We start from the raw sequence: 16,042 nt of genomic DNA on the forward strand, positions 1-16,042 counted from the left end.
GATGATAAAAACCTTCCGACATAAAGGAATAGAGACTTTCTTTTTAACGGGCAAGAAAGCGGGAATACAGCCAGCCCATGCTGCAAAATTACGCATACTGTTGACCGCATTGGATAACGCAAAACAGCCGGAAGACATGAATGCTCCAAACTGGAAGCTGCACGGTTTAACCGGCGATCTTGCCGGGCATTATTCCGTTAAGGTAAGCGGCAATTGGCGCATGACCTTTGCTTTCGAAGGTGAAGATGCTGTTTTAGTTGATTATCAAGACTATCACTAAGGAATGTTAAACATGAGCAGAATGCACAACCCAGCACACCCGGGCGAAGTATTAAGGGATTGGCTACCGGAACAAATGACCGTTACCCAAGCCGCCAAGGAATTGCAGGTTTCCCGCGTAACACTTTCCAAAGTGCTGAATGGCAAAGCAGGGATTACCGCGGCAATGGCATTACGCCTTTCAGCATGGCTAGGCACAACACCGGATATATGGCTGGGAATGCAAACGCAATGGGATTTGTGGCAGGCAAAGAAGCAACCGAGACCGGATATTAGACCGCTGGAAAGATTGCTGGCGTGAAACAGAGCAACACCGACGCCTGACGGATTCTCAGGCAATAAGCGGGGTCTCAGGTGCTGATACACCTGATAACCCCTAGCCGCAACGCAACACTTTAAAGGAGTGTCACATCATGGTTAACGAAAATTTTACCAACATTAATAAGCTAACAACTGCCGAAATAGAAACAGATCCATTTGACCAAGCGTTTATTCTGCTAACGCGCGCGCATGGCATGCTGGATGCCCTTTTTACTTTGGAAAATTGTGGCAATTCCACAGAGTCGCTTTGTAAAGGATCATTGGCAGCCACGCTTGATGCGGCGATGGCATCGATTAAAGAAGCGCAAGAATTATTGCTAACCAAAAAATAAAGCAAGACTCAAGAGCATTGCCACCTCTAGCCCGATGGGGCGAAAAGCGGAACCTTCACCGCCCGGGGTGGAATTTCATGAAGGGCATTTGAAGAGGTGCGTATGGATCGCTTTGAGGTTTTGAACAATATCGAAATATACACCGATAAATTTACCGAAACAGGTTCTTTTTCTCATGCAATGCAGGTGTTTTGCTGGGCTCGCGCTAATGGCTTGCCAATACCAGAAGTGATACTAGACGCTATTGAAAAAGGATTTGTAGAATGGGGAAAGCATGACGGCAGAAAAGGAAAGGGGCTTGATGATATTTTTGGGCTGAAAGCTGGGAAAGGAAATTCCAGCGTCTTGTCGCCAGGCAGGAAGATTGCACGGAATAAAAAACTATTTACAATCATGGCAAAGTTAATGCTTTTGGGTTGGAGTGAGAAGAATGCATCAGAAGCTGCTAGCCGATGGCTAGATGAACAATACACAGCGAACCCAGGAAAATACAGGTGGCTAAACCATGCGAACAGCGGAAGGAAGGGCAAAGACGATCATCCTGAAGAAAAAAATTTGCTTACGCCCGAAAGCATTCTCAGAGAAAGGAAAAAAAATAAACAATTATTTGCAGAAGCAGAAAGAGACGCCGCACAGAGCTTGATTTTTTGGGATGATCAAAAAAAACAGGCGGTAGAAAAATTTTACCTGAATTTGATTAACGTAAGTATTGAAAAAGAAAACCCGAAAACCGCACAAGAGCTTTTAGAAATTTTGGTTAGCTGAATCACCAGACTTCAGTCCTTAGGAAATAAAAAGCATTTCATTTCCGTGACGCTGCAAAATATATGTGAATAATAACGAACCATCTACAACAAAGCCGAAAGGCAAAGGATGGTTCAAAATGGCATCAGCAACAAATCAAACATTCCCTCCGCTTGAGCTTGTAACTAAGCCAACACTTCCCACCAAACCAACTGCTTTTTATTTAAATCGACAAGAGCAAACTCTAAGAGCTTGGGCGTGCCTGGAAAACGGCCCAATACGTCCGATTCGGATTAACAAGCGGCTGGCCTGGAAAGTCTCAGACATTCGCGCCCTTTTAACCGGAGGTGCAGAGTAATGTTAAATAAATCGTTACAAACCGATCTAAAAACCCTTATTGGTCAGTGTGATAATGCAGGTGTGCGCGTCGCCGAATTTCCGAAAATGATCACGGAACAGCAAGACAAAACCGAGGCTTTGAAAACCGCGCACGTATTGACGGAGCAACGCTTTATTGACGGGGCAGCAACGCTTGAGCAATTACAGGCTTCGCAGGCTGAAATTGATGCCAGCGCCAAGGCTTTGCATGACCTTGAACGTCTGCAGGCTGCAGCTGAATCGGCTCGAAAAAAACTTGAGGCCGATGTTATTGCAAAGCAGAGGTTGGTTAATGCGAATCGCGTGGATTTTTGTTTTGACACGCAACGGCGGATTTTCGAGGAGATTCGGAACGATAAAGCCTTGAAAGACAAAATCTTACGCGCTGTTGCGGCTGGCGCAGCGAATGGTCATGTTTCCTATGTGGCTGAATATTATGCGTTTTGTCAGATACACGGGACAAAATTTATCCCGGAATTTACGCGCGAGGAACTCAATCTAGCAACTGAAAAGTTCATTAAAGACAACAACTTAGACTAAAAATGAAACGCCCGGTGATCAGGCCGGGCGCTTTGTAAGCACTAATTACAAGGAGTTTGGAAATTGAATTTTAGCACAAAAAAGTTGCACGATAGCGACAATTTGAACGAAATTACCAGCCGTTTGAAGGGTGTTGTCAAACGCAGCAACGGCGGTTATTTGGCATTTTGCCCTTCCCACAATGACCAGAAAGGCCGCAGCTTGGCTGTCAGCCTTGGCCGTCAAGATCAAGTTTTAATGCATTGCTTCGCCGGTTGCAGCGTTCACGAAATCACGCAAGCAATCGGCCTAAATCCAGCCGATCTTTTCCCGCGCACCGAGTGCAAATACGAGCCGCAAGCACGATCCTACTTTAACGACTGGCAGATTATCCACGCATTGCAGCGTGACGCGCTTATTGTGCTGATTGCAGCCAGAACCATGCTGACTGGCAAGGCTTTACCTGAAGAGGATGTTTCTTGTCTATCTAATGCGGTTATCAGGATTAATGATGCAGCAAGCTATTCGAGGAGGTTTCAATAATGGCATCGTTAGAAAGCCAGGTACTTGAGATGATGGCCGCGGATAATGATTCTAATGACACCATTCACAAAATCCAGAGCAATTCCAGAGCCGTATGCATCAATATCGGCGATTTTTTAAGAAAGGAACTGCCAGCCCGTGAAATCATGTTATCGCCTTGGCTGACCAAACAGAGCCTTGCAATGCTTTATGCTTGGCGCGGTATTGGGAAAAGCTGGCTGGCTTTATCCATTGGGTATTCGGTAGCTTCCGGCGGTACTATTCTTGGGTGGAATGCACCTCAAAAAAGGCGCGTACTTTTCATTGATGGCGAATTACCAGCACCAACGTTGCAACAGCGACTTTCTTTAATCGTCAATTCATTTGACTGCGAACCGGAAAAAGACGGTTTTCAACTTCTAACACCCGATCTGCAAAAGGATGGAACTATGCCGAACCTTTTAACCACAATCGGGCGCGAAATGATTGATTGCCATGCTAACGATGCCGATCTAATCATTGTTGACAACCTTTCTACGTTAGCACGCGGCGGCAAAGAGAATGAGGGCGAAAGCTGGCTTCCTGTTCAAGAATGGGCACTTAGACACCGCGCACAAGGCCGTTCAATCCTTTTCGTTCATCATGCAGGCAAAGGCGGCGCACAACGTGGAACATCTAGGCGTGAGGATGTTTTAGATACGGTCATAAGCCTACGCCGACCGGCTGAATACGAAAACACCGAGGGCGCAAAGTTTGAGCTTCTCTTCGAAAAAGCGCGAAACCTTACCGGCGACGATGCACAACCACTTGAGGTTGAATTAAAAAGTTTTGATGATCGTATCGAATGGAAGTACAAACCAGCTTCAGATGCGATCCTAGACCGCGTGGAAGAACTGGCAGCAGATGGAGCAGGCCGTCAAGAAATCATGATAGAAACGGGATTGTCACGATTCCAGCTTAAGCGGATGATCGACAGAGCGAGAGAATCAGGCCGGATGATTGTGATAGCAGATGCACGCAAGAAATGAATAACGGCAACGGAACATTTTATGAATTTATATTGTGCGATTGTGCGCACCCTAGGAAACGCACATTCGCACATTACCCCAATATTCCGCACATAGGAACGCACAATGCACGCACAAAGTAGCCTGAAATCCTTAGCTGGCGCGGTTCTTGATCGCACAATACCGCGCACATTACCCGCACAATACCCAAAAACTGCCCGCACATTAGGCGCACATTATCAAACCAGTCTTACACATTGCAATTCACAAAAAACAGATAGCTTTGAATCTTTGGAAATTGAAATGATAAGAGCATGGCTTTTTAAGATTGATGAGCCTGAAGAAGAGCATCACTTAGTTTTGGATAAATGCCGGAATGATCCCGATGCGCTGCAATATTTTTTGCAACGTGCCAGCGGAGAAAATTTCGAGTGATCATATCACTTCAATCTATGAACGTATCAGGCAATATAAACATAACTAATTGTTTTATATAACGAATAGGTACTTGGAAGGGGGGTGGCATAGCCGAGGGTAATTAGGCCCGCAATTTTTCTCTAGCGAGTCGCCGCTAAAATGGGTTGACAAGTCACTTACATACTTTAAGGTAAAAATTATGCAAAAAACTGAATTAGCGAGACTTTTGGGTGTGTCGCGTGAAACTGTTCACCGGCTTGTAAGGCGTGGTATGCCTACCGATAGCCTTGAAACAGCGGTTGCGTGGAGAGCCGCGAATTTGGATATAAGGCAGACCAAAGAAGGCAGGATTACCGGCAACACGGGCGGCGGGAAAAGTAAACAGTATTTACCGTTACAGGGGAACGAGGTCACACTTGAAGCAGATCGAGTATACAGTAGCACAGAAAAAAAGATCATTGAAGCAACCCTTACGCGAATCTTGCCTAACTTATATTTTGGAAGGGTTGACTGGTTAGCAGCCGCCTTGAAAGAAGCTAATGTTCCCGTTACCGGGGAGCAAGTAATTGAAATTCAAGACTCACTATTGTCGACGTATATGGAGGAAATAATTTACGGTTATCTCCAAAGCAATAGTCATTTCGAGTTACCGCCACTTTTTGAGATGCGGCTTGATAGCGAAGAGCACAAAGCAGTGATTGCTTCGATAGACCAATTATTGAGCGAAGAGTCAATGCACTAAAGTCAATGATCCATGGAACTCAAAGTCTTAAATGAAGAAGCGTTGATCGTAACAAAAAGCATTATTACTACTACTTCTAAGAATTAATGATGGTCAATAGCATTGTTTATTTTAGTAATTGGTGTAATGATGAGCACTTACTAATCCAAGCATTGGGAAACCGATAATAAACAATAAAAGGCGAATCGATGGACTTAATAGACCAAATCAAAGAACTGGCATTACGCATCAATAAAGTTAAAGACAACATACAGACAGAAGAAGCCACCAAAAACGCATTGATAATGCCATTTATACAGATTCTTGGTTATAACGTATTTGATCCATCAGAAGTTACTCCCGAATTAATAGCTGATATTGGTTTAAAAAAGGGCGAAAAAGTAGATTACGCCATTCTCATAGATGGCAAGCCAATCATATTGTTCGAATGCAAGAAAAGCGGGAGCGATCTAAATATCAACCACGCATCACAACTATTCCGTTATTTCCATGTGACAGAAGCACGTTTCGGGATTTTAACAAATGGTGTTTCATACCGATTTTTCACTGACCTGGAACAGCCAAACAAAATGGATGAAAGGCCGTTTTTTGAGTTCAACATCCTTGATTTCAAAGATCAACATGTTGAGGAATTGAAGAAATTCACCAAAGCGGCATTCAATATAGAACAAATCCTGAATACAGCGAGTGATTTAAAGTACACAAGAGCCGTCGGAAATATCTTAGCCGGATGGATAGAAAATCCTTCCGAAGAGTTTGTTAAGTTAATATGCGGTGAAGTCTTAAACGGGAAACGATTCACACCAGCGATCAAGGAACAATTCACCCAGATCACAAAGGATGCATTTAGTCAGCTTATAGGTGAGAAAATCACCGAAAGATTAAAGATGGCGATGGATCAATCAACAGGATCAAGAACTTCGCAACAAGGGCAGGAATCCAGTGATATAACCACCAGCAATGAAGAAATGGAAGGATTCCGCATTGTGCGCGCAATTTTATGTGAATTAGCCGATCCCAAAAGAATTGTAATGAGGGATGCAAAAAGTTACTGTGCCATTCTTTTCGATGACAATAACCGCAAACCTATTTGCCGCTTGAGGTTTAATAACCCAACCAAGCTATCCATCGGTTTTTTTGACGAAAGCGAGGAAAGTATTATTCAAATTAATGATTTATCAGATATCTATAAGCATGCTGATAAATTGAGGAAAACAACTTCCACATATACAAAGACAGATGGAGTTAAAGCTATCTGAACGATTGGTGCAAAGAAGATTAACTACAGAATAATTCTTAAAACAATTAATCACTAACCCGTCCCAGCGGCGGGTTTTCATAGTTTAACGTTGATATATCATGGTGACATATCAGTGACATTAAATTGAATAAACAAAAAAGCACTTAGGATTTTTTTCTCTAAGTGCTTGATTTATTTGGTTGCGGGGGCAGGATTTGAACCTACGACCTTCGGGTTATGAGCCCGACGAGCTGCCAGACTGCTCCACCCCGCGTCAGGGGTGGAATTATAACACAACCAAAGGTATTCGGGTCAATGTGCAGTATTTATTAAGAAACTAATAGAGTGAAGAATAATTATTCAACTTGGTTTGTTTGTGCCGCTGCCAAGCAAGTTCTTTTTTTAATGCAGTGTCAATTGCCTGCAAAATACCACTGACATTTACCGGTTTAGATTGCACTCTAACGCTGCCGGTTAATTGTGTTTTCGGTAAATTACCTCGCTGGTAATAACTCCAAATTTCGGTTGCGTAATCAGATTGCGCAAGCTCTGGAGCAAATCGACTGAAATATGCCGCTAAGTTATCGATATCGCGCTTAATCATCAATCGGGCGTGCTGATTTCCGGCTGCGTTGATCGCCTGCGGTAAGTCAATGATCACAGGCCCCTGATTCCCTACCAGAACATTGTATGGTGAGAGATCGCCATGAACAATTCCAAGGCATAGCATTTGCACAATCTGATCGATTAAAAATTTGTAATAGGATCGCGCTTGTTTGGGTGACAAAATCATATCACTCAATCGTGGCGCAACATTACCTTCCCAATCGGTAATCAACTCCATCAAAAGCACGCCGGCAAAAAAATTATTAAATTTTGGAACACTGATACCCGCCACGCCAAGCCGGCATAGCATTTCCACCTCGGTATTCTGCCAAACCTCTTCGCGAGCAATGCGACCATAATGACTACCTTTTTCGATTGCACGGGCACGCCGGCTATTCTTGACTTTTCGTCCTTCGGTATAATAAGAGTGACGATGAAAATCGCGTTTATTACTGTCTTTGTATACTTTGGCGCAGCGCACTTTTTCACCGCAGCGCACCATATAAACCATCGCCTCTTTTCCGCTCATTAGTTGACATATAACACTATCAATCAAGCCTTCTTCAATCAGCGGTTCTAACCGTGTCGGTATCTTCATAAGTTTTATGCGCGCGGATTTTGCATTCCGCTCATCATCCTCCAATAAGTTACAAATATAGCTATTTCACCGTGATAAACATGCACAAAATAAAATTGGATAATTCACGTTTAGAAAATTGTAGGAAGAATGATTTCGTTTGGGAATGTGACAAATTGTCGCGCGGCAATTTGCCACATAGTGATATGTGCCGGCTGAAATACTCCAAATTCCCGAAATAAGATGATCGAACGGACTGATAAACCAACATGCCGTCACAACGGCAAATCGTTTAAAATATCAAAAATAAGCACCCTCGTTATGCGACGTATGCTCAATGCAATCGAACAAATTGGGAATCGGTTTGATCAGCATCGTCGGAAATCTGCTCAAAGGAATTTTTATGCAATCGGAAGAAGATCTTTTTACACACCAGGACACGCTGGCTAATTTGCATGAAAATATACCATTAACAGAAAAGCTGCGTTTCTTGCATCAGATTATCCGCCAGGATTTTTCCTTCATTGATCGATTGGCAATAGCATTATTTGATGAAAAAACGCAAATGCTCAAAACCTATACTCACAGTACAGAAGGTTGCGACAGTCCGGTAACCACCTACGAAGCGCCGCTGAGTTCGGCGCCATCGCTGCATGCCATTATCGAGCATCGCCGTCCGCGTTTGGTGCAGGACCTTCATATTTTCTCCAAGGGCACGCACGAACACACGCAGCGTGTCGCAGCCAAAGGTTACAAATCCAGCTATACCATGCCGCTCTATCAAAATGATGTTTTCATTGGTTTTTTATTTTTTAATTCACAACTGGAACACCCTTTCGATTCAAAAACGCTGCGGCAAATAGATATCTACGGCCATTTAATCGCATTGATGGTCATTAACGAATTGACCGCGATTCGTACTTTGCTGGCGGCAGTCCGCGCCGCCCGCAGCATGACGCATTATCGCGATCTAGAAACCGGATCTCATATTGACCGCACCGCGCATTACGCCCGGCTAATCGCGCGCGAATTGGCATCCGGTTATGGCATTAGTGACGAACAAATTGAACATATTTTCCTGTTTTCGCCGATGCATGACGTTGGAAAAATCGGTATCCCGGATAACATCTTGCGCAAACCCAGCAAACTCAACGACACGGAATTCGATGTCATGAAAACGCATCCGGTCAAAGGCCGCGAAATCATCGACTCGGTACTGCAAGATTTTGGTTTGGGTACACTGGGTCACGCCAATATTCTGCGCAATATCGCCGAGTTTCATCATGAAGCGGTCGACGGCAGCGGTTATCCAAATGGCCTGAAAGGCGAGGAAATTCCCATTGAAGCACGCATCAGTGCCGTCGCTGATGTGTTCGATGCCTTGACTTCACGCCGTTCTTATAAAGCGGCCTGGACTAATGAACAAGCTTTTGCAGCGCTTCGTCAAATGTCCAATTCCAAACTGGATCGCGATTGTGTCGAAGCATTGATCAATAACGCCAACAAGGTATTAGAAATACAGCAGCGATTCCGGGATAATGATCTGATTTAAAAATATTATTGCTTTAATCTTGTGCATTCGGCTCGGCGTTCTGAGTCCAATGCTGCACAACCAGGCTTCCCACCAAATCACCTTCGACATTGACCGTCGTACGAAACGTATCGAGCAATCGATCAATCGGCAATAAAATTGCAATGGCTTCCACCGGCAGCCCGACCGATTGTAATACCACAACCATCGTTACCATACCGGCACTGGGAATACCAGGCGCACCAACGGCAGCCAGCATCGCTGTCATAAACACGATCAGCTGCTGCGACAAACTGAGTTCAATCCCCACCAAATTGGCGACGAACAAAGCGGCAACCGCTTCATAAAGCGCCGTACCATCCATATTCATGGTCGCCCCGACCGGAATAACAAAACCGGCCACATCGCGTTTGACATGCAAATGTTGTTCAGCGCAACGCAACGTCACCGGCAAGGTCGCAGCGCTCGAGCTGGTCGCAAATGCTGTAATAAGCGCCTCACGCGCGCCAAGCCAAAACCGGATAGGCGTCATACCCGTCATTAGAAACAGTATCAGCGGCAAAACCACTAATCCATGCAGTAACGTCGTTCCAATAACAATCCCTACGAAATTAATCAGCGTTGACAGTAATCCGGCATCTTGTGTCACCACCAATTGCAATACCAGCGCCATAATTCCGAGCGGCGCCAAATGCATAATCCAGCCAACCAGCATCAGGATCAATTCCAAAAATTCTTGCATCAATGCCAGGATATTGCGATAGCGTTCACCGCCAATAACCAAGGCGATGCCTAACAACAAAGCGAAAATTACCACCGCCAGCACATTACCTTGCGCCAACGCCGCAATTGGATTCTGAAACAACGATCGCAAGAACTGCGCAAAGAAATCGGCGATTGACATCTGTGTTGCTTGAAAACTTTGTATCGCATCCTGGAACATGGCAATCTGTAAACCGCCACCCGGTTGCAATATATTGGCAGCCGTCAAACCCAACGCGATTGCAAAAAGCATCGTCGACATAAAAAAAACCAGCGTCGCCTGCCAAACACGGTTCATTTGCCGGTGCGAACGCAGATTGGCGACCCCCACCACTATCGAAGTAAACACCAGCGGAATCAATACCATTCGCAGCAGATCAGTAAATAAAGAACCGATCAGTTTTGCTACGTATAGCCCGCTTTGAGAAATCTCCGATTCCTGCCCCAGTTCCGCCAACCAAAACCCAAGCATTCCACCGGATACCACCCCCAGCAAGATCTGGTTGTTAAGCGATATTTTATTCACCGGACAATTACACCCAATCCTTGCCGATCAGAAAATCCGTATACAATTTCGATTCCGGAGTACCCGCTGCAGGCTTCCAGTCGTAGCGCCATTTTACGATCGGCGGTAAAGACATCAGAATCGATTCGGTACGCCCGCCGGTTTGCAAACCGAATAACGTGCCCCGGTCCCAAACCAAGTTAAATTCCACATACCGCCCGCGCCGGTATGCTTGGAAATCGCGCTCACGTTCACCATAGGCTTCATCCTTGCGGCGTTCCAGAATCGGCTGGTAGGCATTCAGAAAATTTTCACCGACGTTGCGTGTCAACTGAAAACAAGCCTCAAAATCCGGCTGATTCAAATCGTCGAAAAACACACCACCAACGCCGCGCGGCTCTTTGCGATGTTTTAAATAGAAGTAGTCATCGCACCATTTTTTTAAGCGTGGATAACAATCATCGCCGAAAGGCTTAAGAGCATCTTTGCAAGTTTGATGAAAATGAACCGCATCTTCGGTATAACCATAATAAGGTGTCAGATCCATCCCGCCGCCGAACCACCAAACCGGCTCTGCGCCCTCTTTACGTGCTTCAAAGTAACGTACATTCATGTGCACGGTTGGCGCATAGGGATTGCGCGGATGCAACACCAGCGACACCCCCATCGCTTCAAACGAACGCCCGGCTAATTCAGGTCGTGCTGCCGTCGCGGATGCCGGCAAACCGGGCCCGAATACATGTGAGAAATTAACACCACCACGCTCCAGCACGTTCCCTTCTTCGATCACGCTGCTCATACCGCCGCCACCTTCCGGACGATCCCATTGATCGCGCCTGAAGGTTTTGCCGTCGACTTGCTCCAGCCCGTTAACAATGCTGTCTTGCAAGCTCAGAAGAAACTCTTTAACTCGTGGTGTATTCATGCAAACTCCTGGTATTTATTTTTATGACAATGGCTCAAATTTCATGACCCATCTGCGATACCTCGCATTTTAGCGCAGGTATAGCATGATGACCGAATTTGATTGTTGATATGCCTCAATCTTTGGTAGTCCGATCAGCATGACAAGACTACATTCAAGCTGTCGAAAACCCGGGCGCGTATGATAGACTCATACATCATAAACTCACCCGAAAAATGCAACGGTATGTCTGGAAATACACTTGGTACGCTCTTTACCGTCACCTCATTTGGCGAATCACATGGCCCCGCTATTGGCTGCATTGTTGATGGTTGCCCTCCGGGGTTAACAATTAGCACTGAAGATATTCAACTCGAGCTGGATCGGCGCAAACCCGGCACATCGCGACATGTAACACAGCGCCGCGAATCTGACACCGTCGAAATTCTTTCCGGGGTATTTGAAGGGCAAACCACCGGTACGCCGATCGCCTTAATAATTCGTAACGAAGATCAACGCAGCAAGGATTACAGTAAAATTATGGACGTTTTCCGTCCGGGGCATGCCGATTACACTTATTGGCAAAAATACGGTATCCGTGATTACCGCGGCGGTGGACGCGCCTCGGCGCGTGAAACGGCGGTACGTGTGGCAGCCGGCGCCATTGCAAAAAAATGGCTCCGTGAAAAATATGGTATCGTCATCCGCGGCTTCCTGGCACAACTCGGCCCTATTCCAATTCCATTCAAACGCTGGGAAGATATCAATACCAATCCTTTTTTCGTCGCTGACAACAACGCGGTCGATCAATTGGAAAAATTCATGGATCAATTGCGAAAATCCGGTGACTCCGTCGGCGCCAAGATTAGTGCGGTTGCCCAAGGCATGCCCGTGGGCTGGGGCGAACCGGTTTACGATCGTTTGGATGCCGAAATTGCCTATGCCATGATGAATATTAATGCTGTCAAAGGCGTTGAAATCGGCGCAGGATTCGCCAGCGTGTCACAACGCGGCACGGAACACTCCGATGAAATGACACCGGAAGGTTTCTTAAGCAATAATGCCGGCGGCATTCTGGGCGGCATCTCGACCGGTCAGGACATCACCGTTAATGTGGCCATCAAACCAACCTCCAGTATTCGTTTGGAAAGACGATCCATCGATAAAAACGGCAACGCCGCCATTGTCGAAACACATGGCCGTCATGATCCATGCGTGGGTATTCGCGCAACGCCGATTGTCGAAACGATGCTGGCCCTCGTACTGATCGATCACGCCTTACGGCATCGCGCACAAAATGCCGATGTGATTTGCAAAACACCGAAAATACCCGGAAAAATCAGTGTGACACACAGCCTGAAAATAACAACACCGATACCGCACAATGAAGACCCCGAACCCGAGGAAGATATTTAAACTGCACGGATCGGCAACAGTTAGCCTTGACAAGATCAGCCAAATCGACCATCATCGCCCCCGCAAATAAATGTGATAGTTGGCAATCCGAATCGGTTTAGTCGATTACAGTTTGAAGAAAACAAATACCGTAACAAAAGCGCAACTTCGAATCCCGCGCTCACTTCAATCTGATATAATCCCCCGGTTGCTTAACAAGTGCAAGTAAAGAGATTGTACTTTGCGCCCGTAGCTCAGTTGGATAGAGTACTTGGCTACGAACCAAGGGGTCGTGGGTTCGAATCCTGCCGGGCGCGCCACTTCACCGAATAATCTTTTTGCTGCGATTCACGGATCATTCGTTTATCAGCAATGTCACAATGGCCAAGTAGCTCAGTCGGTAGAGCAGAGGACTGAAAATCCTTGTGTCGGTGGTTCGATTCCGCCCTTGGCCACCATTTCATGCTTCACCCCATCGCTTCCTTCCAAAAGCAAGAAGGGAAGCGATTTTTCGGGGGTTCTAAACCCCTCGTTCCGGCAATACCGAAGTCGCTCACTGAAAGCGAGCTTCAGGACGACTCTTCTGTGCTCCAATCTGTCAGAAACCCAGAGCTGATGCGGGTTTGATAGGAATTGAATGGCGGTTCTAAACGTTTCATCGAACGATTGCAGCGGACGGCCGCATTGCGCGATTTTTTCATCGAGCGTAATCTTTTCTTCTTCCAATTGACGTAACTTTTTCTCATAAGCCGTAATCAATATCGGATTGTCGGCTTCTACGATCCGCTCAAAAAACTGTTCCGTCTTGCGTTCGATCTGAGCAAGATTGCGACGAATTGCATCCGCTTCCTGCTTTGCGTCATTGCGTCTGGTGTTCCACAGATCGGTAAAAATCTCAGCGGCCAGGAAGAACATATCCTTGGAAGGCTTCATTTCGCTCAACAGCATCTCAAATTCGCCTTCCAGTTTGTCACGGCGAATGGATTTGCCGTACTGGCTGCACTTGACGCCATTATTCTTACCCTGGCACAGGTAATAAGGATAAAGCCCATTTCTGCCACGTGACCAGCATGCGGTCATTGGTGTACCGCAGCAGGCGCAGGCAACAAAACCACGCAGGGGGAAATCTTCATTGATGTCCTTGCGTACCGGGGCTTTGGCTTGTCCGTTTAGCCGCGCCTGTATTTTCTTATAGGTTTCAAAGCTCACCAATGCCTCATGATGGCCTTTGACCAGATGGATATTCCAATCCGGCTTGTCCAGATAACCGGCATATAAAACGCGATTAAGGATTTCCTTTATCCGCTGCATATGCACGTTTCCAAATCTGTCTTTGGGAAAATGAGGCGAGGAGAGAAAAAAACGCATTAGTTCGACTTGCGTATCAAACCGGCCTGAAGCAAACCCCTCCAATCCTTCCGTAATGACAGAAGCACAGGGTTGATCTGGAACGAGCAGTTTGCCGTGCCTGCCTACCTTGTCATAGCGGTAACCAACCGGCGCATTAAACACGGAATAGCCGTTCATCATCCTAGCTTTCATGCGGTTGAACACTTGCTCGGCATTCTTCTCGCGTTGATGCGCAGCTACAGAAGCCAGCAGATGCTCGACCAGCCTACTGTCGGAATCGTCGCCAAATTCGATGGACGGCGATTCCAGCTTGCCCCCGGCAGCAGCTATCGATGCTCGCAAACGCAAATGCGTTTCGATATCGCGAGCCAGCCGGCTAATATCATCGATGATAACTATCGGATTGGCAATGCGATGCTTCTTGAGGTATGCCAGCATCGCTTTCATGTTCGGGCGATCCAGCAATTTGCCGGTAATCCCTTCGTCATGGAAGACTTCCACGACGTCATAACCCTTATGTTTCGCATATTCCCGGCAGCGCGTCTCCTGAGAGGCCAGGCCATGGCCTTCAGTCACTTGTTTGGGACTCGATACACGGCAATAGATAATGGCTTGTTGTGTCATGGCAGAATCCTCCTTATTCATCCACATGGGATGTAGCATTTTGGCATGGCGATTTGGTTGAATGATCTTTTGAATCTATCACGCCACTCTGGCTTTGCAAAGCTTCGCAATTTCTTTCCTGCAGGGCGTGCTGTACCGGGTGCTTGTTGAAGGCCGCCGATACGAATTCATCCATAATCATATAAACATAGCGGATAATTTCCTCCTCGCGCTCTTTGTCCAGATCGTACAGCGCGAGATGCTTACGGTATTTTTCTATATCTAATTTCATAGCAAATACGACGCATACTTCTGCCAAGGCAAAAGCATGCCCTTTTAGAGTTGATGATGTACGGAATTATGAGAGCTGCCTGCTTAGCAGGCGGGAAACAGTTGAATCGAATTCACCAAGAGAATTGCAACCCGAAGACACAGATCTGGTAATTTGACTAATAGATAGGATCTTTAAAACAATGAGTCAAGGAATAAATTCCTGGAACAGCCTAAAGCAGGACATGAAGAGCTGTTAATATGCAGCTACTCTGGCGCTGTTCAGCGCATGTTAAACTTGTGATTTTCATCCAGGAGTTGCTCCAATGTATCGTGAAGCGAGAAAAGCGTTGATTGTCGGTATCGACGATTATCCATGCAGCCCGCTTGAAGGCTGCGTGTCAGACGCAGTACAGCTGAGTAAGCTGCTCAAGTCACACTATGATGGGAAGCCCAATTTTGAAACCAAAATGCTGCTCTCCTCCAATGGAAAAATCGAAAAAACCTTACTTAAGGAAGAAATTGAGAATCTATTTTCCGGAAGCCCAGTTATCGCCCTTTTGTATTTCGCAGGGCATGGCTATTTAAATTCCTATGGCGGTTATCTGGTTACGCAAGACTTCGACCGATATGACGAAGGTGTGTCGATGGACGAAATTATGCGATGCGCCAATGAATCTGAGGCTCAAAATAAAGTCATTATTCTGGATTGCTGTTATTCCGGAAGGCTCGCAGCCCCTCGACTGGTGAATAGAAAAGTATCGGAACTTGCAGACGGCGTTACGATATTAACCTCCTGCCAAGCAACCGAAACCGCACAGGAAAACAACAAAAAAGGAATTTTCTCGTCGCTCTTGCTAGACGCTATCGATGGGCAATGTGCCGATTTGACCGGAAACATCCTGCCCAGCAATATTTATGCGTACATAGACAGAACACTAGGACAGTGGGGTGGGCAGAGGCCGATTTTTAAAACAAATGTATCTGCATTCATTTCACTGAAAGAAGTGGAACCGCTTATAGAGCTGTCCGTGACCC

The 16,042-nt window shown here is 46.1% G+C and carries 18 protein-coding genes, 3 tRNA genes and 1 pseudogene; 16 read left to right on the forward strand and 6 right to left on the reverse strand.

Annotated elements, in window-relative coordinates; translation table 11 throughout:
• Position 1 precedes the first annotated feature (1 nt).
• From KF839_RS07480 to KF839_RS07530, 11 genes are all read left to right on the forward strand, one after another.
• On the forward strand, positions 2 to 280 hold the full coding sequence (locus KF839_RS07480; protein ID WP_292917218.1) for a type II toxin-antitoxin system RelE/ParE family toxin: 279 nt from the start codon (positions 2 to 4) through the stop codon (positions 278 to 280).
• 12 nt (positions 281 to 292) lie between these two features.
• Entirely contained in the window at positions 293 to 580 is a 288-nt protein-coding gene (locus KF839_RS07485; RefSeq protein ID WP_292917219.1) for a HigA family addiction module antitoxin, read from the forward strand.
• A 112-nt stretch (positions 581 to 692) separates the two neighbouring features.
• Positions 693 to 932 carry a hypothetical protein gene (locus KF839_RS07490; RefSeq protein ID WP_292917220.1) on the forward strand — a complete coding sequence of 80 codons (240 nt, stop codon included), beginning with the start codon at positions 693 to 695 and terminating at the stop codon, positions 930 to 932.
• 102 nt (positions 933 to 1,034) lie between these two features.
• On the forward strand, positions 1,035 to 1,697 hold the full coding sequence (locus tag KF839_RS07495) for a hypothetical protein (protein ID WP_292917221.1): 663 nt from the start codon (positions 1,035 to 1,037) through the stop codon (positions 1,695 to 1,697).
• Between the two features lie 64 nt (positions 1,698 to 1,761).
• Positions 1,762 to 2,034: a DNA-binding protein gene (locus KF839_RS07500; RefSeq protein WP_292917222.1), complete on the forward strand. Its 273-nt coding sequence runs from the start codon at positions 1,762 to 1,764 to the stop codon at positions 2,032 to 2,034.
• Between the two features lie 86 nt (positions 2,035 to 2,120).
• Positions 2,121 to 2,594 (forward strand): hypothetical protein, encoded by a 474-nt coding sequence (locus KF839_RS07505; RefSeq protein WP_292917223.1) that lies wholly within the window; start codon positions 2,121 to 2,123, stop codon positions 2,592 to 2,594.
• A 63-nt stretch (positions 2,595 to 2,657) separates the two neighbouring features.
• Positions 2,658 to 3,116: a hypothetical protein gene (locus KF839_RS07510; RefSeq protein WP_292917224.1), complete on the forward strand. Its 459-nt coding sequence runs from the start codon at positions 2,658 to 2,660 to the stop codon at positions 3,114 to 3,116.
• A complete protein-coding gene (locus tag KF839_RS07515) occupies positions 3,116 to 4,123 on the forward strand; it encodes an AAA family ATPase (protein ID WP_292917225.1) in 1,008 nt (335 codons plus the stop codon). The genes KF839_RS07510 and KF839_RS07515 overlap by 1 nt, the downstream gene beginning before the upstream one ends.
• Positions 4,124 to 4,228: 105 nt before the next feature.
• On the forward strand, positions 4,229 to 4,537 hold the full coding sequence (locus KF839_RS07520; protein ID WP_292917226.1) for a hypothetical protein: 309 nt from the start codon (positions 4,229 to 4,231) through the stop codon (positions 4,535 to 4,537).
• 181 nt (positions 4,538 to 4,718) lie between these two features.
• Positions 4,719 to 5,261 (forward strand): MerR family transcriptional regulator, encoded by a 543-nt coding sequence (locus KF839_RS07525; protein WP_292917227.1) that lies wholly within the window; start codon positions 4,719 to 4,721, stop codon positions 5,259 to 5,261.
• Between the two features lie 188 nt (positions 5,262 to 5,449).
• Complete coding sequence (locus KF839_RS07530; RefSeq protein ID WP_292917228.1) at positions 5,450 to 6,520, forward strand: type I restriction endonuclease; 1,071 nt, start codon at positions 5,450 to 5,452, stop codon at positions 6,518 to 6,520.
• A gap of 178 nt (positions 6,521 to 6,698) precedes the next feature.
• Here KF839_RS07530 and KF839_RS07535 read toward each other — a convergent pair.
• Positions 6,699 to 6,775: transfer RNA gene (locus KF839_RS07535), tRNA-Met, on the reverse strand.
• 63 nt (positions 6,776 to 6,838) lie between these two features.
• Positions 6,839 to 7,705, reverse strand: coding sequence for a PA4780 family RIO1-like protein kinase (locus KF839_RS07540; RefSeq protein ID WP_292917229.1), 867 nt, complete (start codon positions 7,703 to 7,705; stop codon positions 6,839 to 6,841).
• Between the two features lie 316 nt (positions 7,706 to 8,021).
• Between KF839_RS07540 and KF839_RS07545 the strand changes: the two genes are divergently transcribed.
• Entirely contained in the window at positions 8,022 to 9,236 is a 1,215-nt protein-coding gene (locus KF839_RS07545; protein WP_292917230.1) for an HD-GYP domain-containing protein, read from the forward strand.
• 13 nt (positions 9,237 to 9,249) lie between these two features.
• On the opposite strand, the gene KF839_RS07550 is transcribed toward KF839_RS07545, so the two are convergent.
• Both KF839_RS07550 and hemF read right to left on the reverse strand, forming a co-directional pair.
• Positions 9,250 to 10,503 (reverse strand): dicarboxylate/amino acid:cation symporter, encoded by a 1,254-nt coding sequence (locus KF839_RS07550; RefSeq protein WP_292917231.1) that lies wholly within the window; start codon positions 10,501 to 10,503, stop codon positions 9,250 to 9,252.
• A 7-nt stretch (positions 10,504 to 10,510) separates the two neighbouring features.
• Positions 10,511 to 11,407, reverse strand: a complete 897-nt coding sequence (gene hemF / locus KF839_RS07555; protein ID WP_292917232.1) for an oxygen-dependent coproporphyrinogen oxidase — start codon at positions 11,405 to 11,407, stop codon at positions 10,511 to 10,513.
• A 225-nt stretch (positions 11,408 to 11,632) separates the two neighbouring features.
• Between hemF and aroC the strand changes: the two genes are divergently transcribed.
• The 3 genes from aroC (at position 11,633) to KF839_RS07570 (ending at position 13,239) form a co-directional block, all read left to right on the forward strand.
• Entirely contained in the window at positions 11,633 to 12,802 is a 1,170-nt protein-coding gene (aroC, locus tag KF839_RS07560; protein ID WP_292917233.1) for a chorismate synthase, read from the forward strand.
• Between the two features lie 222 nt (positions 12,803 to 13,024).
• Positions 13,025 to 13,101, forward strand: a tRNA-Arg gene (locus tag KF839_RS07565).
• Between the two features lie 62 nt (positions 13,102 to 13,163).
• Positions 13,164 to 13,239, forward strand: a tRNA-Phe gene (locus KF839_RS07570).
• Positions 13,240 to 13,744: 505 nt separating this feature from the next.
• Here KF839_RS07570 and KF839_RS07575 read toward each other — a convergent pair.
• Both KF839_RS07575 and KF839_RS07580 read right to left on the reverse strand, forming a co-directional pair.
• Positions 13,745 to 14,794: pseudogene (locus tag KF839_RS07575) on the reverse strand (recombinase family protein); the annotation flags it as partial.
• Entirely contained in the window at positions 14,769 to 15,026 is a 258-nt protein-coding gene (locus KF839_RS07580) for a hypothetical protein (protein WP_292917234.1), read from the reverse strand. The gene KF839_RS07580 and the pseudogene KF839_RS07575, both read right to left, overlap by 26 nt.
• Before the next feature lie 304 nt (positions 15,027 to 15,330).
• On the opposite strand from KF839_RS07580, the gene KF839_RS07585 reads away from it, so the two are divergent.
• Positions 15,331 to 16,042 (forward strand): caspase family protein (locus tag KF839_RS07585; RefSeq protein ID WP_292917235.1); only part of this gene is annotated, 712 nt, incomplete at its 3' end.

The organism is Nitrosomonas sp. (assembly GCF_019635155.1).
In the GTDB taxonomy this organism is placed as follows: domain Bacteria; phylum Pseudomonadota; class Gammaproteobacteria; order Burkholderiales; family Nitrosomonadaceae; genus Nitrosomonas.